The organism is Neopararhizobium haloflavum (genome assembly GCF_002750855.1).
In the GTDB taxonomy this organism is placed as follows: domain Bacteria; phylum Pseudomonadota; class Alphaproteobacteria; order Rhizobiales; family Rhizobiaceae; genus Georhizobium; species Georhizobium haloflavum.
The window spans coordinates 1-17,469 of sequence record NZ_NWUC01000004.1; the positions used below are offsets into that span (position 1 = coordinate 1).

The following is a 17,469-nucleotide window of genomic DNA, read 5'->3' on the forward strand; positions in this document are numbered from 1 at the left end:
GTCTTGCCATGGTCAACGTGACCAATCGTGCCAATGTTCACATGCGGCTTATTGCGTTCAAACTTGCCTTTAGCCATTGGAGGCTCTCCGTTTTACCTGTTGTCCCGCTGGGGACCGTTCTTCTGTTTTCTAATGCTCGTCAGACGATCAGGCGTATTTGGCCTGGATCTCCTGTGCCACGTTCGAGGGAACGGGCGCGTAATGGTCGAACTGCATCGTGTACTGGGCGCGGCCCTGGGACATCGAACGCAGGTTGTCGACATACTTGAACATGTTGGCGAGCGGCACGTGCGCGTTGATGACGATCGCAATACCACGCTGCTCCTGGCCCTGAATCTGGCCGCGGCGGGAGTTCAGATCGCCAATCACGTCGCCGACGTAGTCTTCCGGCGTGACAACCTCGACCTTCATCACCGGCTCAAGCAACTGAGCACCGGCCTTCTGTGCGCCTTCGCGGAAAGCGGCACGCGAGGCGATCTCGAACGCCAGAACCGAAGAGTCGACGTCGTGGTAGGCACCGTCGATGAGGGTCGCCTTGACCGACAGCATCGGGAAGCCCGCCAGCGGACCGGAGGACAGAACGCTCTCGATGCCCTTCTGGACGCCCGGAATGTATTCCTTCGGAACCGAACCACCGACGATCTTGGATTCGAAAACGAAATCCTCGCTGTCCGGGTTGGGTTCGAACACGATTTTGACGCGCGCGAACTGACCCGAGCCACCCGACTGCTTCTTGTGGGTGTAGTCGATCTCGGCGGCCTTGGTGATCGTTTCGCGGTAAGCCACCTGCGGCGCACCGACATTGGCCTCGACCTTGTACTCGCGCTTCATGCGGTCGACGAGAATGTCGAGGTGAAGCTCGCCCATGCCAGCGATGATGGTCTGGCCGCTTTCCTCGTCGGTCTTGACGCGGAAGGAGGGATCCTCGGCGGCGAGACGGTTGAGCGCAAGGCCCATCTTTTCCTGGTCGGCCTTGGTCTTCGGCTCGATCGCGATCTGGATGACCGGATCAGGGAATTCCATGCGCTCCAGGATCACCGGTGCGAGCGGATCGCACAGCGTGTCGCCTGTCGTCGTTTCCTTTAGGCCTGCCAGAGCAACGATGTCGCCCGCATAGGCCACGTCGATGTCTTCACGCGAATTGGAGTGCATCTGCAGCATGCGGCCGATGCGCTCGCGCTTTTCCTTGACCGTGTTGAGCAGCGCACCGCCCTTTTCCAGCTTGCCGGAATAGATGCGGCAGAAGGTCAGCGAACCGACGAACGGGTCGCTCATGACCTTGAACGCGAGCAGTGCGACCGGCTCGTCGTCGTTGGCCTTGCGCTTGGTCGGCTCTTCGGTCTTGACGTCGATGCCCTTGATGGCGGCGATGTCGATCGGCGAAGGCAGGAAGTCCACGACGGCGTCGAGGAGCGGCTGAACGCCCTTGTTCTTGAAGGCCGAGCCGCAGAACATCGGGAAGAACTGGACGTTGATCGTGCCACGACGGATCAGTTCACGGATCTTGTCGTTGTCCGGCATTTCGCCTTCGAGATAGGCCTCCATCGCGGCTTCGTCGATCTCGACAACCGTCTCGATCATCTTCTCGCGATATTCCTCGGCCTTTTCCTTCAGGTCGTCCGGAATCTCGACGATATCCCACTGCGCACCGAGCGACTCATCGCGCCATACCAGGGCATTCATCTCGATCAGGTCGACAACGCCCTTGAAATCGCTTTCGGCGCCGATCGGCAGCTGGACGACAACAGGGGTCGCACCGAGGCGTGACTTGACCATCTCGACCGAGCGATAGAAGTCAGCACCGATCTTGTCCATCTTGTTGCAGAAGATCATCCGCGGGACTTCGTACTTGTCGGCCTGACGCCAAACGGTCTCGGTCTGCGGCTCGACGCCGGCATTTGCGTCGAGAAGCGCGATCGCGCCGTCGAGCACGCGCAGCGAACGCTCGACCTCGATGGTGAAGTCGACGTGTCCGGGGGTGTCGATGATGTTGAAGCGGCGCATCTTGCCGTCACGGCCCTTCCAGAAGGTCGTGGTCGCAGCCGACGTGATCGTAATGCCGCGTTCCTGCTCCTGCTCCATCCAGTCCATGGTGGCAGCGCCGTCATGGACTTCGCCGATCTTGTGCGAACGGCCGGTGTAGAACAGGACGCGCTCGGTCGTCGTCGTCTTGCCGGCATCGATATGCGCCATGATGCCGAAGTTGCGGTAGTCTTCGATTGCGTATTCGCGGGCCATTTTGGTCAGCCTTTCAATGCGTCGGCGCAGCCTTCAAAGCGCGCCCATTCAATTTGCGATTACCAGCGGTAGTGCGAGAACGCGCGGTTGGCATCGGCCATCTTGTGCGTGTCTTCGCGCTTCTTGACCGCGCTGCCACGACCGTTCGCCGCGTCCATGAGTTCGCCGGACAGGCGCTCGATCATGGTCGTTTCGTTGCGGCCGCGTGCTGCGTTGATCAGCCAGCGGATGGCAAGTGCCTGGCGACGCTCTGGACGAACGTCGACCGGAACCTGATAGGTCGCACCACCAACACGGCGCGAGCGCACTTCGACGTGCGGCGCAATGTTGTCGAGCGCCTGGTGGAAGATGGCGACCGGCTCCTGCTTGGTCTTTGCCTCGACCACATCAAAGGCGCCGTAGACGATCGATTCGGCGACCGACTTCTTGCCGTGATACATGATGGCGTTCATGAACTTCGTGATGACCAGATCGCCGAATTTCGGATCGGGATTGATCTCACGCTTTTCTGCCCGGTGACGTCGCGACATGTTTTTCGTCTCTCACTGATTGAACGTGGCCTGCCGCATGGCGGCAACGCCGGATATCTTACTTCGGACGCTTGGCGCCGTACTTGGAACGGCGCTGCTTGCGGTTCTTGACACCCTGGGTATCGAGAACGCCGCGGATGATGTGATAACGCACACCCGGAAGGTCCTTCACGCGGCCGCCGCGGATCATCACCACGGAGTGCTCCTGAAGGTTGTGGCCCTCACCCGGAATGTAGCCGATGACCTCGAAACCGTTGGTCAGGCGAATCTTGGCAACCTTACGCAGAGCCGAGTTCGGCTTCTTCGGGGTCGTGGTGTAGACGCGCGTGCAAACGCCGCGCTTCTGCGGGTTCTGCTCGAGCGCGGGAACCTTGTTGCGCTTGACCGGCGCCTGGCGCGGCTTGCGGATCAGTTGGTTTACGGTAGGCATTCAACCATCCCTTGACAAATCTATCTCAAAGCCCTGCGAAAGGCCGTCAGCCACAAACGAGCGAACATGCACGAAGCGAGCCGTCCCCGAAAATCGGTGGATGGCCCACAAAAGGCAGAGGAAGCGCTTGGCGCTTCTTGCAAACAGCCGTGTCGTCGTCTGCGGTTCAAGCCTTGTTTGAGGCGAATTCCAAAGCGCGTCGCTTCGAAGATGCCGGCCTCACATCGGCTTTGGTGGGCGGGTCATACTGATTTGGCCGGTTAACGTCAAGTGCCGCGGCTCCACAATTGTCGCCACCGAGCGGCAGGTCTGCGGTCCGCGCGCATGGGCGCAAGATCGTTTCGTCTGCCGCCTTCAATGCGACGCATTCTTCCGGCGGCCGAGCCGCTCCCATGATCGATGCCGCGAAATCGCAGAATCAGCCCATTGACGCAAGCCGGCATCCGTTGTCATGCCTCGCGCGACGCCGTCTGGGAACCATCCACGCTCCGGGACGCTATTCGACCAACCACCCGCGAGGCGAGGCATCCATGATCGACATTCCAGCAAACGAGAACGACCCGACGACGCCCATGGTGTTCATCATCATCGGTCGCGCGTGGCGGGAGAAGGACGGAGAGCCTGTCGACATGCACATCATGCTCTCCGCGCCCGATGACGACACCGCCGTGCGCGAAGCGCTGAACGCGCTGGTCGAGGAAGGCTACGAGGAAGCGGAACTGGATCAGATCGGGACCCTGGACGGCAGCCCGGATGAAGAGCCGCACGCATCGGCCTACCAGGGCGCGCTCGAAGGCGAAGTTGCGATCGTCACATTCTCTTGAGACCGACTCTCGAGACCGACGGCCGGCAATGTTCAGCGCCCAAGTGACGGCCGCCGGTGCGCTGGCGTCCGTGATCGGCCATCCCTCGACGCCCTTGCTGTCACATACCCTACATCTGACACCGCTATGGCCCTCCATGGACCACAATCCGGGCGTGTCCAACCGTCCATGCGTCCGGGCAACAGCGGAGACCGTCCATGGACCAGACTTCCCATTACACGCTGCAGCTCCTGCATTTTGCTGACGCCGAGGCCGGGCTGCTCGCCGGCGACACGGCGCCCTATCTTGCGGCGCTCATCGACCTGTTTGACGACACCTACGCGAACTCGCTGACGCTTTCAGGCGGCGACAATTTCATTCCCGGGCCGTTCCTCACGGCTGGCGGTGACCCATCACTGGCCGACGTCATCGGCGCGGAGGGTCGGGGGCGCCCCGACATCGCGATCCTCAACGCCTTGGGCGTTGACGCATCCGCCATCGGCAATCACGAATTCGACCTCGGGTCCAGCGTCTTCAACGACGCGATAAGCGCATCGGGCAACTGGGCGGGCGCTCTTTTCCCGCACATCACGGCAAATCTCGACTTTTCCGCCGACAGCGCGCTGAGCGACAACTTCATCGATACCCTCGGAAGCGCACTGCCGGACGCTTCCACGTTTGCCCCGGGCGCCATCGTTCCGGCGACCGTCGTCACCGAAGGGGGCGAGCGCATCGGCATCCTCGGCGCCACGACGCAGCGGCTTGAAAACCTCTCCTCTCCGACCGGCACGACCGTCGAAGGCGTCAGCGATTCGCAGGATGACATGGAACTGCTGGCCAGCCAGTTGCAACCGATCATCGATGCGATGATCGCCGACGGAATCGACAAGATCATCCTCACGTCGCATCTGCAGGAGATCAGCAATGAGGTCGAACTGGCTGGGCTTCTGACCGGCGTCGACATCATTCTCGCAGCCGGGTCGAACACCCGTCTCGGCGACGAGAACGACACGGCCGTCAGCTTTCCCGGCCATGCGGCTGATTTCGCCGACGCCTATCCGCTCGAAGTCGCCAACGCCGACGGCAGCACGACATTGATCGTCAACACCGACAACGAGTTCACCTATCTCGGCCGCCTCGTGGTCGACTTCGATGCCGACGGCAACTACGTGGCCGGCAGCTACGATGCGGATGCGGGCGGGGCTTATGCCGCGTCGATCGACGTTGTCGCCGAAGCCTATGGCGTCGCCCCGGAGGACCTGGAAGCCGCTGCCTTCGCGGAGGGCTCGATGGGCGCCGAGGTACGCGAAATCACCGAGGCCGTCGACGACGTCATCAACATCAAGGACGGCACCGTATTCGGCCTTTCCGACGTGTTTCTGGAAGGCGAGCGGGCGATCGTGCGCAGCGAGGAAACAAATCTCGGGAACCTGACCGCCGATGCCAACCGGGCTGCAGCGCTGGACGCCCTCGACGCCGAAGGCTTCGTCGTCTCCATCAAGAATGGCGGCGGCATCCGTGCTTCGATCGGTGCCGTCGACAATGCCGGCAATCCTCTGCCGCCGCAGGAAAACCCCGATGCCGGCAAGCCGACAGGCGGCATCTCGCAACTCGATATCGAAAATGCCCTTCGCTTCGACAACAAGCTGATCCTTGTCGACACGACTCCGGAAGGCCTGCTCAACATCCTCGATTTCATGGCTGGCGTTGCCAACAATGCCGGCGCTTTCCCGCAGGTAGGCGGCATCAGCTACTCCTATGACGAAGGTGCGGAATCGGGCAGCCGGATCAAGAATGTCGCGCTGATCGACGAGGACGGAAACGTCTTTGCGCCCGTTGTCGTTGACGGTGAGATCGCGAGCGACGCACCGCAGACCATCTCGATCGTGACGCTCAACTTCCTGGCCGATGGCGGCGACGGCTATCCGTTCCGTGAGCATGCCACCAACTATCGCTATCTGCTCGAAGACGGCTCGCTCGGCGAACCGATCGATCCCGCCCTCGTGGCCGGTGAAGAGGCAATCCCCGCACCGCCCGAGAACGCACTCGGCGAGCAGCAGGCTCTCGGCGACTATCTGCAATCGGAGTTTGCGACGAACGCCTTTGCCTCGGCGGAAACATCGGAGAGCGAGGACCTGCGGATACAGAACCTCGATCTGCGTGAGGATGCCGTGTTCGTCGACAATGCGGCCGATCCCTATGAGGCGCAGCTCGACATCCTCTACGAAATCGCATTCGACCGGCCGGGCGATCCAGCCGGAACCGAGTACTGGAGCGGCCTCAATGAAAGCGCGGGCGTAGACATCATCGCGACGGCGCACCGCTTTGCCGACAGTGCCGAATTCGTTTCGCTCGTGACCAGCGGCCCGGTCGAAGAGGGAATCGATTTTCTCTATCTGAACGCTTATGGGCGTGAGGCCGATACGGCCGAACTCGACTATTGGGACGATGTCGTCGCAGAGGACGGTTATGCCGGACTGCTCGTCGGGCTCGTCACCGATTCTTATGAAGCAGGCGCAATGGCGGCCTGACGCCCTTCATGCAAAGCAGCGGGGCGGCCAGTGGCTGCCCCGCCCTGCCCGCTCACCGCTATATTCAGTTCGTCTCAGGTGCGGGGACGTCCGATTCCATTTTGCAGGTATCGAGCCAAACGTCGTAAACGGCGTGCTCGACAGCGTTGAGCGCAGGGGAATCGGCGAACATCCAGCCCGTGAAGATACGGCGGATCTTGCGGTCGAGCGTGATCTCGTCGACCTCGACGAAGGTCGTCGTCTTCGGCGCCTCCGTTTCGTCACGGGTGTAGCAGACCCGCGGCGTCACCTGCAGCGCGCCGAACTGCACCGTCTCGTTGATATAGACGTCGAATGTCGTGATGCGGCCGGTGATCTTGTCGATGCCGGAGAAGACGGCGACCCTGTTCTCTATCCGCGCCGCTTGAGCCGGCGGGATCGAGACGATCGCGGCGAGACCGGCGAGCATTACCCATGTGGCAGCCCGCGCGGTTCGTCTCAATGGCTCTGGTCTAAAGGGGCTGGGCACGTTGTCGCCGTTCGTCCTTATTGTCGATCCAATTCGCGATAGACGCGGAATGTGGCCGAACTTCTCCCTCAAAGGATTCAGGATTTCGGTGTCCAGGCGTCGTAGTCCCCGGTGACGCGCGGCCGTTCGCTGCCCGTCAGAATCGATCCCTTGGGGCGGTATGCCGCCGAGGAGCCGGTGACGTTCGGCTTGTGCGGCTTTTCCCAGGTCCGCGCCTGATAGGCGGCGCTCGCAGGGGTGACGTCGGTGCGGTGATGCATCCAGCCGTGCCAGCCGGGCGGGATGCGCGAGGCGTCGGCAAGGCCGTTATAGATGACCCAGCGGCGAGTCCGGCCCTCCGAATCCTTGCCGCCCTGATAGTAAATGTTGCCGACCTCGTCTTCGCCGACCTTTTCGCCAAAGCGCCAGGTGTGAAACTTCGTGTTCAATGTCGTGCCGTTCCACCAGGTGAAGAACTGCAGGAGAAACTGTTTCATGCGACTGCGCTCGCCCATATTGAGGATTGTGCCGACGTTCGGCCCGCTTATGCCGCGTCACCAACGCGAAGTCCAGTGGCGCGGCGGATGCCCTGCCGGTCAGATCAACGACTTTTCCATCACGATCGTTTCAATCGTCGATCCCGGCGCTGCGTCCCTCCCGGCATCGCCGGTTTCCACGAAACCGATGCGGCGATAAAAGGCGACCGCAGCGGCGTTTTTCGGGTCCACTTCGAGGCGCATCAGGCTGGCACCGTCGAAACAGGTTTCCATTTCAGCGAACAGATCGAGACCGATGCCCTGTCGCTGCAGCGCCGGATGCACGTAGAGCTGGTGGAGCGTCACCGTGTTCCTTGCCGTCACCGACGCATAGGCGGTGCCAGCAATGCGTCGCCCGTCGTCGGCGACGATGAACTCCGATGCGGGCCGATGAAGGTTTGCCTTCAGCGCGCCAACGGAATGCCAGGCCTGTGTGATCTCGTCGACCTTCTCGGCACCGTGGATCGCATCGTAGGTCGCATGCCAGGTTTCCGTCAGCAGCCGGCCGACTTCCGGCAGGTCTTCCTCGCTGGCGCTGCGGATGAAGAACACGGATGCCTATTCCTCGATGCCGAGCTTCGTCTTGACCAGGGCATTGACCGCCTGCGGGTTGGCCTTGCCGCCTGTTGCCTTCATGACCTGGCCGACGAACCAGCCGGCGAGCGCCGGCTTGGCCTTTGCCTGCTCGACCTTGTCCGGATTGGCGGCAATGACCTCATCGACAGCGCCTTCGATCGCGCCGGTGTCGGTGACCTGCTTGAGGCCGCGCGTCTCGACGAGTTCGGAGGGGTCGCCCCCCTCGTTCCAGACGATCTCGAAAAGGTCCTTGGCGATCTTGCCGGAAATGGTGCCTTCCTTGATGAGATCGACGATGGCACCGAGCTGAGCAGGCGAGATCGGCGTTTCCTCGATGCCCTGCCCGTTCTTGTTGAGGGCGCCGAGCAGGTCGTTGATGACCCAGTTGGCGACCATCTTGCCGTCGCGCCCCGCGGCGGCCTTTTCGAAATAATCAGCGATCGCCTTGTCCGAAACGAGGATCGAGGCGTCGTAGGCCGAAAGACCGAGGTCGCCGATCAGGCGATTCTTCTTGTCGTCGGGCAGTTCGGGCAGATGGGCGGCGAGGTCAGCAACGAAGGCGTCGTCGAACTCGAGCGGCAGAAGGTCGGGATCGGGAAAATAGCGGTAGTCGTGCGCATCTTCCTTGGAGCGCATCGACCGCGTCTCGCCCTTGGAGGGGTCGAAAAGACGGGTTTCCTGATCGATCGTGCCGCCCTGCTCCAGAATCGCGATCTGGCGGCGGGCTTCGAACTCGATCGCCTGACCGACGAAACGGATGGAGTTGACGTTCTTGATCTCACAGCGCGTGCCGAACGCACCGCCCGGCTGGCGAACGGATACGTTGACGTCGGCCCGCATGGAGCCCTCGTCCATGTTTCCGTCGCAGGTGCCGAGATAGCGCAGGATGGTGCGCAGCTTCGTGAGATAGGCCTTCGCCTCGTCAGCCGAGCGCAGATCCGGCTTCGAGACGATCTCCATCAATGCGACGCCGGAACGGTTGAGGTCGACATAGGACATGGTCGGGTGCTGGTCGTGCATCGACTTGCCGGCATCCTGTTCCAGATGCAGCCGCTCGATGCCGATCTCGATATCTTCGAAATTGCCCTTGCGGTCCGGGCCGACCGAGATGACGATCTTGCCTTCGCCGACGATCGGGTCCTTGTACTGGGATATCTGATAGCCCTGCGGCAGATCGGGATAGAAATAATTCTTCCGGTCGAAGATCGACCGCTTGTTGATCTGCGCCTTGAGGCCGAGGCCAGTACGCACGGCCTGCTTGACGCACTCCTCGTTGATCACCGGCAACATGCCCGGCATCGCCGCGTCGACGAGCGAGACGTTGGCGTTGGGCGCCTTGCCGAACTCTGTCGATGCGCCGGAGAACAGCTTCGACTTGCTGGTGACCTGCGCGTGCACCTCCAGACCGATGACGATTTCCCAATCGCCAGTCGCGCCGGGAATGAAACGTTTGGGTTCAGGGGTGCGGGTATCGACGATGGTCATCGGAAGAACTCTTTTTGGGTCGTCCAAGAATTGGCGTTTGGCTAGAACATCGATGGGGCGGACGCAAGGACTTTGGCCGTTAACCCAGGCCAATGCGGCTCAGTCGACCGCATCGGACGCCTCGACACGCGCCGTCAGCGATTTCTCCATGCCGACCTTCTCGATATCACGGTCGAGGCCGGCGGCGTATTTGGTGGAGAGCCATTTCACGGCGTAGCCCCGACGCTGGTAGAAGGCGATCGCTGCTTCGTTGCGGGCGTGGGTTTCGAGTGCGGCCACCTTATAGCCTGCGGCAACCATGTCGTTTTCGAGTTGGATGAGGAGGGCCGAGCCGGCGCCGTGATGCTGCAACGAAGGGTCGACCCATAGATCGGAAATCGTGTGGTCGCCGTTTTCGCGTGCGCCCCATCCAACGATGGCCCCGTCGATCTGCGCGACGAGGATGGTCTGCCAGCCATCGCGCGTGAAGGAGGCAAAGGCGGCTTTCGCGTTCGGGATGATCGCAGCCGCGTCGTCGGGGCTGGACGCCCAAACCGACAGCTTGTCCTGCCAGGCGCGAAAACCGACATCCGCGAGGATCGCGGCATCGTCCTGCCTGGCGGGACGGATCACCACCACCGCTTTGGCGTGAAGCGGCCGGCGGCCTGCTCCACCACGTTGGCGGTCGCGAACAGCGTCTCCTCATCGAAGGGACGACCGATCAGTTGCAAACCGAGCGGCAGACCGCTCTCGGACAGCCCTGCCGGCACCGCAATGCCTGGCAGGCCGGCCATGTTGACCGTTACGGTGAAAATGTCGTTCAGGTACATCTTCACCGGGTCCGCTGCCATTTCAGCATCGCCGATCTCGAAAGCGGCGGAGGGCGTCGCAGGCGTCAAGATCGCATCGACGCCGTCGGCGAACACTGTCTCGAAATCGCGCTTGATCAGGGTGCGCACCTTCTGGGCCTTGAGGTAATAGGCATCGTAATAGCCGGCCGAAAGAACGTAGGTGCCAATCATGATGCGCCGCTTCACCTCGGCGCCAAAGCCATCGGCCCGGGTCTTCTCGTACATGTCGAGAATGTCCTTGCCATTGTGGCGCAGGCCGTAGCGCACACCGTCGTAGCGGGCCAGGTTCGAAGAGGCCTCGGCGGGCGCGACGATGTAGTAGGCGGGCAGAGCGTATTTCGTGTGCGGCAATGAAATGTCGACGATCTCGGCGCCGGCGTCCCTCAACCAGTCGATGCCCTTTTGCCAAAGGCCATCGATCTCGCCCGGCATGCCGTCGACCCGGTATTCCCTTGGAATACCGATCTTCATCCCCTTGACCGAGCGGCCGATCGCCGCTTCGTAGTCGGGAACCTCGCGATCGGTCGAGGTGGTATCCTTGGGATCGCTGGAGGCCATGGATTTCAGCATGATCGCCGCATCGCGCACGTCGCGCGTGATCGGTCCGGCCTGGTCGAGCGAAGACGCGAAGGCGACGATGCCCCAGCGCGAGCAGCGGCCGTAGGTCGGCTTGATGCCCACCGTGCCGGTGAAAGCGGCGGGCTGGCGGATTGAGCCGCCCGTGTCGGTTGCTGTCGCGCCGGCGCAAAGCATGGCTGCGACCGACGCGGCAGAACCGCCGGACGAGCCACCCGGAACGAGGTTCCGGTTGGATCCTTCGACCCGCCAGGGGTTGGTCACCGGGCCGTAGTAGGAGGTCTCGTTGGACGAGCCCATGGCAAACTCGTCCATGTTGAGCTTGCCCAACATGACGGCACCATCGTCCCAGAGGTTCTGCGTAACCGTCGATTCATAGCGCGGCTCGAAATGATCGAGGATATGGCTGCAGGCCTGGGTGTGGACGCCCTCGGTGGCGAAAAGATCCTTGATGCCGAGCGGAATGCCTTCAAGCGCGCCGGCTTCGCCAGCGGCATATCTGGCATCCGAGCGCCTGGCCATGTCGCGCGCCTTCTCGGAGGTGACGGTGACATAGGCGTTCAATGTCGGGTTCGCGGCCTCGATGGCGTCAATATAGGCGTTCGTCAGTTCCTCCGACGTCACCTCCCGGGCGCGCAGCTTTTCTCGGGCTTCGGCGATCGTCAGTTTCGTCAGTTCACTCATTGGGACAGCTTCTTTTCATAAAATCTTGAATAGCCGGAATCCGGGTAGTCGAGCACGGCTCCGCACACCTTGTAGCCGCCACGCTCGTAAACGCGCCAGGCGGCCTCGAAACCCGGCGCCTCCCCCGTTTCGAGAACGAGACGGGCGACGTTGCGGGCGACGGCGAGTTCTTCGATCCGCTGCAGCAGTTGCGAGCCGACACGACGGCCGCGGACCTCGGGCAGCGTGAACATGCGTTTCACCTCGCCGAGCCTATCGCCATGCTCCTTGAGCGAGGCCATGCCGACCGCCCTGCCCGCCTCGTCTCGCGCGATGAGGACCGTGACGGATGGCTCGGCCATCTGCTCGGCGGACAGCTGAAACTGGAATTCGCGCGGCGTCAGCGGGATCATGGTCTCGTTGAGCTCGGCCACCATGGCCCGCACATCATCCTGCAGGGGCGTTTCGACGGCGATCGCGATCGCCATCGCGCCTACTCCACCACCTTGGGGACCAGGAAGAAACCCTCATCGCTGGCAGGCGCGTTCGCGACGACGTCAGCAGCCTTGTCGCCATCGGTGACCTGATCGACGCGCTTCTTCATCGCCATCGGAGTAACCGACGTCATCGGTTCGACACCGGTGACATCGACTTCGTCCAGTTGTTCGACAAAGCCGAGAATGGTGTTGAGTTCGCCTTCCATGCGGGCGGCTTCCTCATCGCTGACAGCCAGGCGCGACAGCCGGGCGACACGCTTCACCGTGGCGAGATCGACGGACATTTCAAGCAGGCTCCATTCGACGGTTCGGATTTGGGCCCGCTATAGCGACCAGTCACGCGAAGAGCAAGGCGCGGCGTGCCGCGCCTTGCGCCGTCTCGCTCAGAAGCGCTGGGCGGTGCCGGCGGTCTGGACCTTTGCGCGATCCGCCTGGCTCTCCAGCGCCTCGACGAACTTGTCGGCCGTCTGGTCGATGATCGGAAACGAGCCATAGTGGCAAGGGATGATCGTGCGGAAATCGAAATAGCGCCGGCAGGCCAGAGCCGCAACGGCGCCGCCCATCGTGAAGCGATCGCCGATCGGCACGATGCCGATTTCCGGCTTGTGCAGTTCGTTGATCAGCGCCATGTCGGAGAAAATGTCGGTGTCGCCCATATGCAGCAGGGTCGGTGCATCCGAAAAGTGGAAGACGCAGCCATTGGCATTGCCGAGACCATGCGCAACGCCATCCTCCGTCACCGTCGCAGAAGAATGCAGGGCATTGACATAGGTGACCGAAAATCCCTCGTGCGAAACCGTGCCGCCGGTGTTCGTCGGGTCGACCTTTTCCACGCCGTGACGGGTGGCGAGCCAGTCTGCAAGATCGGCATTGGCGACGACGGTTGCACCGGTCTCCTTGGCGATCGCGACCGTGTCGCCGACATGGTCGGCATGGCCGTGCGTGAGAACGATGTGGCTGACATCCTTCGTCGCGTCCTTCCGATCAAGGCCTTCGAAACCGGGATTGCCTGACAGGAAAGGATCGACGAGGATTGTCGATTTTCCGGTCTCGATGCGAAAGGCGGCATGGCCGAGCCAGGTCAGTTTCATTCGTCACACTCCCATCGTTCAAATATCTCATGCGATTGCGCAGCCCGCATAGATGGCGCAGATAGTGCGAAATGCAAACCTTGCGAAAGGCCCATCAGGTGTCGATCATCCCGCTCGAAGAACTTCCGGCCAGCATCGCCAAGGGATACACCATCGCCGGGCTCGATCTCGGAACGAAGACGATCGGCATCGCCATCTCCGATCTGGGCCTGCAACTGGCGACACCGCGCGGCACGCTCAGGCGGTCGAAATTCAGCAAGGACGCGGACACGCTGCTGAAGCTGCTGGCAAGCGAGAACGTAGGCGGCGTGGTCATCGGCCTACCGGTGAACATGGACGGAAGCCAAGGGCCGCGCGCCCAGGCAACGCGCGCCTTCGTGCGCAATATCGGACAGATGAGCGATCTGCCGATTGCATTCTGGGACGAGCGGCTATCGACGGTCGCCGCAGAGCGTCAGCTGATCGACATGGACGTTTCCCGCGCGAAACGGGCCGAACGGATCGACGCGGCGGCAGCGGCCTTCATCCTTCAGGGCGCGCTCGACAGACTTGCGTCGCTGTCCCGCGAGACGACAGCCGGATCGTAAGCGCGGCGCGATTTCCACCAGGCGGCAATGACCCTTCGACGCCTGAATACCAGGATAGCGATCACCAGAAGCGTATCGACGATCAGCGCGCGGGCGACCAGTGGCGGGATCGCATCCGGCTCCATGCCCAGAATGTTGCCGTAGATCTCAAAGACGAGGTCGTGCGTCTCTCGCGTCAGCATGAAGAAGCCGAAGCTGATGTCGTGGTAGGACAGCCCATACCAAGCGCCCAGGAACGCGATCGGGCCTGCCCACAGGATCACAAACCACTTCATGGCATAGGCCTCCGTCTTCGCAGATAGGCAAGGTCGGTCGTCATGGCGGCAAGCCTGGCGCGCGCCCCGGCCGCTCCGTGCGCCGGCCCCGCCTCGTCGGTGCCGCGCGCCGGCTGAATATCGATCGTCCAGCGAAACGCGAGCGTCGTCATTACGAGGAGGATGGCTGCGGAATAAGGTGGGCCGTTCTGCGACGCGACCAATCCGGCGACGACGTGCTCGGCGGCAAGAATGGCCAAAGCGCCGGCACCCGCCCATTCAACGAACCTGGCCGCTTCGCCGCGCTCCTCATCCAGTCCGACGAGCAGTTGAAGGAAGGCGAGAGCGAACAAGCCGGAAACTGCAAACTCCGCCACGCCGAATGCCTGCAGCAATCCCGACGGCAAGGCGGTCGACGACGGCACGACAGCGCGCGCCAGACCCGACAGCGCGAAATGGGCCGTCCAGAACAGGGCTAGCGTACTCAAGAATGCGCGCATGGTCTTTGCATCATCCGCTTTATCGCTCGATGTCTGCGAGGCTGCCTCATCGCACTTTCGATCCGCAGCAGCGCATTAACATCTCAGTAACCATAAGGCAGCGATCGATCCACGGCCACGCGCGGCGGCGGGAAACGCCCGTTATGGTTAACGGACAAGCAGGGGCGCCACGCGCGATTGCGCCTTATTGCCAAATGGGTTTAAGCAGGTGAGCCCCTCCCAACGCCGATACCGCTCGTGTCCGTCATCTTCGAAAGCATTCTTCCGATCTTTCTGATCGTCGTTCTAGGCGTCCTGCTGAAGCGGTGGCGCACGATCTCCTCAGGGCTTTGGGAAGGTCTGGATCAGTTCGGCTATTTCGTTCTCTTTCCTTCGCTTCTCTTCGTCACGCTTTATCGAGCAGATTTCAGCGGGCTCGCGATCGGCAACGTGGCCTTTGTCGCGATCGGATCGATCATCGTCTCCTCGATCGCGATTCTGGCTTTCTGGCCGCTCGCCAAACGGCTCGGTGTTGCCTCGGGATCATTTTCGACGCTCTTTCAGACCTCGACACGCTGGAACGCCTTCGTGGCGCTTGCGATCGCCGACAAGCTTTTCGGCTCGGGCGGGCTCGCATTGGTGGCACTGGTGATGGCGCTCATCATACTGCCGATCAACGTCATCAATGTCTCGGTGCTCGCCGTGATGGGCTCGCAGTCGCGCAGCATTAGGGCTCTGGCCGTGCGATTCGCGACAAACCCGCTGATCCTCGGCTGCATCGCCGGCGTTGCGCTGCGTTTCCTGCCGTTCCCGCTCTACGCACCGCTCGTCGATGCCATCGACCTCATTGCCCGCGCTGCGCTTGGCCTCGGGCTGCTGATGGTCGGTGCCGGCCTCAGGATCCGCGACGCGCTGATGCCGCGACCAATCGTTCTGGTCTCGGTCGCGCTGAAGCTGCTCGCCTTTCCGCTCCTGATGGTTCTCCTCTCGCTCCTGGTCGGGATCGACGGTGAATCGCTGCTCCTGATGGCGCTGTGCGGCGCGGTGCCGACGGCAATGAATGGCTACCTGCTCGCGCGGCAGATGGGCGGAGATGCGCCGCTCTACGCAGCGATCACGACGGTCCAGACCGCTGCCTCCTTCCTGACGATCCCGCTGGTCCTGGCGCTGGCCGCTCAACTCGGTTCGGGATAGAGCAGGTCCAGGAGTTGGCGCGCGTCGAAGCGCGCGTCCAGCATGCCGTAGGTCGACCGCCAGGAGCCGGCAAGCCGCGTCTCGACAAAAGCATCGGCGACACGGCCCGCGCCGATCCGATACAGTTCGGCAGCCGCCGCCGTCAGGGCGAGTTGTTCGGTCAGCATGCGTGCGGCGCCTTCATCGCGTTCGCACACGGCCATGGCGGCCGCGAGCACGTCGCGCGTGCGCCCCCCGGCAGGTCCGAGGTCACGCGCGATCATGTCGACAACGACATCGAACAGGTCACGCCCGCGTGAAAGGACGCGCAGCACATCGAGTGCCATCACGTTGCCGGAGCCTTCCCATATGGCGTTGACCGGTGCTTCCCGGTAATGACGCGCAAGCGCCTTTTCCTCCACATAGCCATTGCCGCCAACGCTCTCCATCGCTTCATAGACAAGCGCCGGCGCGATCTTGCAGACCCAGTACTTGACGACAGGCGTCATCAAGCGGGCGAAGGCGGCATCCTCCGGGTTGTCCCGAGCCTCATCGAAGGCGCGGGCCAGGCGAAACGCCAGCGCCGTGGCGCCCGCCGCATCGAGCGCCATGTCGGCCAGAACGCGGGTCATGAGCGGCTGGTCGATCAGCGCCTTGCCGAAAACCTGCCGGTGGCGGGTGTGATGAACCGCATCGGCGAGCGAGGCGCGCATGATCCCCGCGGAGGCGACCGCGCAGTCGAGGCGTGTCAGCGTCACCATGTCCAGGATGGTGCGAATGCCCTCGCCGGAACGGCCGAGCAGAAATCCGTAGGCCGAAGTGAACTCGACTTCGCTGGAGGCGTTCGACCTGTTGCCGAGCTTGTCCTTCAGACGCTGGAATTCCAGGCCGTTGGGCGATCCATCCTCGAGGATGCGGGGAACGAGAAAGCAGCCGACGCCGTCATCGGCCTTCGCCAGCATGACGAAGGCGTCGCTCATCGGCGCCGACATGAACCATTTGTGGCCGGATAGCCGATAGATCCCCTCGCCCACCCGCTCGGCACGGCTGGTGTTGGCGCGCACGTCGGTACCGCCCTGCTTTTCGGTCATGCCCATGCCGAGCGTGACCCCCGATTTCTGCATGGCGGGCCGGCGCGAGGAATCGTAGGTTCGCGAGAGGATTTTCGGGGTCCAATCGCGCGCAACGCGCGGCGCCGACATGATCGCGGCAAGGGAGGCGTTCGTCATCGTCACGGGGCAAAGGTGCCCTGTTTCGAGGCCCGCCATCATGAAGAATCGGGTGGCCCTGGCCCTATGGCGCATGCCCTTTTCAGCAGCGCCGTCCTCCCAGATCGATGCATGCAGCCCGGAGGCAACGGAGCGGCGCAGGAGCGCGTGGTAGGAAGGATGAAAATCCACCTGGTCGAGCCGGTGACCCTGATGGTCGTAGGCGCGCAGCTCAGGCGGATTCCGGTTGGCGAGGCGCGCCAGATCCTGCGCCTCGGCAGACATCACGAATCGGCCGACAGTTTCGAAATCCTCGCGCAGCGCGCGTGGCATATCGAGGCTGAGTTCCAGCAACAAAGGATCATTGCGATAGGCATTGAGGCCCGAAAATGAAGGCGGCTGGTTCTCGACGCTGTGGGTGGGGCGGCTGGTTCGGCTGTTCATGGCCTTTCCTACAGGGATTCGAACGCGAATGCAGGGGTCGGCGCGCCCATT

General features: G+C 62.4%; 19 protein-coding genes. 4 read left to right on the forward strand and 15 right to left on the reverse strand.

Annotation, left to right across the window (positions count from 1 at the left end):
• Positions 1 to 147: 147 nt before the first annotated feature.
• From fusA to rpsL, 3 genes are read right to left on the reverse strand one after another with little or no spacing between them, the layout of a single operon-like run.
• Positions 148 to 2,238: an elongation factor G gene (fusA, locus tag CN673_RS09975; protein ID WP_099866149.1), complete on the reverse strand. Its 2,091-nt coding sequence runs from the start codon at positions 2,236 to 2,238 to the stop codon at positions 148 to 150.
• A gap of 59 nt (positions 2,239 to 2,297) precedes the next feature.
• Positions 2,298 to 2,768 (reverse strand): 30S ribosomal protein S7, encoded by a 471-nt coding sequence (gene rpsG / locus CN673_RS09980; RefSeq protein ID WP_099866150.1) that lies wholly within the window; start codon positions 2,766 to 2,768, stop codon positions 2,298 to 2,300.
• A 58-nt stretch (positions 2,769 to 2,826) separates the two neighbouring features.
• Positions 2,827 to 3,198, reverse strand: a complete 372-nt coding sequence (gene rpsL, locus CN673_RS09985) for a 30S ribosomal protein S12 (RefSeq protein ID WP_099866151.1) — start codon at positions 3,196 to 3,198, stop codon at positions 2,827 to 2,829.
• 530 nt (positions 3,199 to 3,728) lie between these two features.
• Between rpsL and CN673_RS09990 the strand changes: the two genes are divergently transcribed.
• Complete coding sequence (locus CN673_RS09990) at positions 3,729 to 4,022, forward strand: transcriptional regulator (protein WP_099866430.1); 294 nt, start codon at positions 3,729 to 3,731, stop codon at positions 4,020 to 4,022.
• A 197-nt stretch (positions 4,023 to 4,219) separates the two neighbouring features.
• On the forward strand, positions 4,220 to 6,532 hold the full coding sequence (locus CN673_RS09995) for a 5'-nucleotidase C-terminal domain-containing protein (RefSeq protein WP_099866152.1): 2,313 nt from the start codon (positions 4,220 to 4,222) through the stop codon (positions 6,530 to 6,532).
• A 64-nt stretch (positions 6,533 to 6,596) separates the two neighbouring features.
• On the opposite strand, the gene CN673_RS10000 is transcribed toward CN673_RS09995, so the two are convergent.
• The 9 genes from CN673_RS10000 to CN673_RS10040 all read right to left on the reverse strand — a co-directional run bounded on the left by CN673_RS10000 (position 6,597) and on the right by CN673_RS10040 (position 13,273).
• A complete protein-coding gene (locus CN673_RS10000) occupies positions 6,597 to 6,980 on the reverse strand; it encodes a DUF2155 domain-containing protein (protein ID WP_099866153.1) in 384 nt (127 codons plus the stop codon).
• Positions 6,981 to 7,117: 137 nt separating this feature from the next.
• Positions 7,118 to 7,516 (reverse strand): NADH:ubiquinone oxidoreductase subunit NDUFA12, encoded by a 399-nt coding sequence (locus tag CN673_RS10005; protein ID WP_099866431.1) that lies wholly within the window; start codon positions 7,514 to 7,516, stop codon positions 7,118 to 7,120.
• A gap of 99 nt (positions 7,517 to 7,615) precedes the next feature.
• Positions 7,616 to 8,107: a GNAT family N-acetyltransferase gene (locus CN673_RS10010; protein WP_099866154.1), complete on the reverse strand. Its 492-nt coding sequence runs from the start codon at positions 8,105 to 8,107 to the stop codon at positions 7,616 to 7,618.
• Between the two features lie 6 nt (positions 8,108 to 8,113).
• The gene (gene gatB, locus CN673_RS10015; RefSeq protein WP_099866155.1) at positions 8,114 to 9,616 is read right to left on the reverse strand and encodes an Asp-tRNA(Asn)/Glu-tRNA(Gln) amidotransferase subunit GatB; all 1,503 of its coding nucleotides are present in this window, start codon (positions 9,614 to 9,616) and stop codon (positions 8,114 to 8,116) included.
• Between the two features lie 99 nt (positions 9,617 to 9,715).
• Positions 9,716 to 10,228, reverse strand: a complete 513-nt coding sequence (locus CN673_RS10020; RefSeq protein WP_157928864.1) for a GNAT family N-acetyltransferase — start codon at positions 10,226 to 10,228, stop codon at positions 9,716 to 9,718.
• Positions 10,225 to 11,706: an Asp-tRNA(Asn)/Glu-tRNA(Gln) amidotransferase subunit GatA gene (gene gatA, locus CN673_RS10025; RefSeq protein ID WP_099866157.1), complete on the reverse strand. Its 1,482-nt coding sequence runs from the start codon at positions 11,704 to 11,706 to the stop codon at positions 10,225 to 10,227. Before gatA ends, CN673_RS10020 begins: the two co-directional genes overlap by 4 nt.
• On the reverse strand, positions 11,703 to 12,173 hold the full coding sequence (locus CN673_RS10030; protein WP_099866158.1) for a GNAT family N-acetyltransferase: 471 nt from the start codon (positions 12,171 to 12,173) through the stop codon (positions 11,703 to 11,705). The genes gatA and CN673_RS10030 overlap by 4 nt, the downstream gene beginning before the upstream one ends.
• Positions 12,174 to 12,178: 5 nt before the next feature.
• Complete coding sequence (gene gatC / locus CN673_RS10035) at positions 12,179 to 12,466, reverse strand: Asp-tRNA(Asn)/Glu-tRNA(Gln) amidotransferase subunit GatC (RefSeq protein WP_099866159.1); 288 nt, start codon at positions 12,464 to 12,466, stop codon at positions 12,179 to 12,181.
• 99 nt (positions 12,467 to 12,565) lie between these two features.
• Complete coding sequence (locus tag CN673_RS10040) at positions 12,566 to 13,273, reverse strand: metal-dependent hydrolase (protein WP_099866160.1); 708 nt, start codon at positions 13,271 to 13,273, stop codon at positions 12,566 to 12,568.
• Between the two features lie 98 nt (positions 13,274 to 13,371).
• On the opposite strand from CN673_RS10040, the gene ruvX reads away from it, so the two are divergent.
• The gene (gene ruvX, locus CN673_RS10045; protein ID WP_099866432.1) at positions 13,372 to 13,860 is read left to right on the forward strand and encodes a Holliday junction resolvase RuvX; all 489 of its coding nucleotides are present in this window, start codon (positions 13,372 to 13,374) and stop codon (positions 13,858 to 13,860) included.
• Here the strand turns inward: ruvX and CN673_RS10050 are convergent.
• Positions 13,803 to 14,135 carry a DUF6105 family protein gene (locus CN673_RS10050; protein WP_099866161.1) on the reverse strand — a complete coding sequence of 111 codons (333 nt, stop codon included), beginning with the start codon at positions 14,133 to 14,135 and terminating at the stop codon, positions 13,803 to 13,805. The genes ruvX and CN673_RS10050 overlap by 58 nt on opposite strands.
• Positions 14,132 to 14,602 carry a hypothetical protein gene (locus CN673_RS10055; protein ID WP_157928865.1) on the reverse strand — a complete coding sequence of 157 codons (471 nt, stop codon included), beginning with the start codon at positions 14,600 to 14,602 and terminating at the stop codon, positions 14,132 to 14,134. Before CN673_RS10055 ends, CN673_RS10050 begins: the two co-directional genes overlap by 4 nt.
• Before the next feature lie 249 nt (positions 14,603 to 14,851).
• Here CN673_RS10055 and CN673_RS10060 point away from each other — a divergent pair, with 249 nt between their 5' ends.
• Positions 14,852 to 15,787, forward strand: a complete 936-nt coding sequence (locus CN673_RS10060) for an AEC family transporter (RefSeq protein ID WP_099866163.1) — start codon at positions 14,852 to 14,854, stop codon at positions 15,785 to 15,787.
• Here CN673_RS10060 and CN673_RS10065 read toward each other — a convergent pair.
• Positions 15,769 to 17,418 carry an acyl-CoA dehydrogenase family protein gene (locus tag CN673_RS10065; protein ID WP_099866164.1) on the reverse strand — a complete coding sequence of 550 codons (1,650 nt, stop codon included), beginning with the start codon at positions 17,416 to 17,418 and terminating at the stop codon, positions 15,769 to 15,771. The genes CN673_RS10060 and CN673_RS10065 overlap by 19 nt on opposite strands.
• Between the last annotated feature and the right edge of the window lie 51 nt (positions 17,419 to 17,469).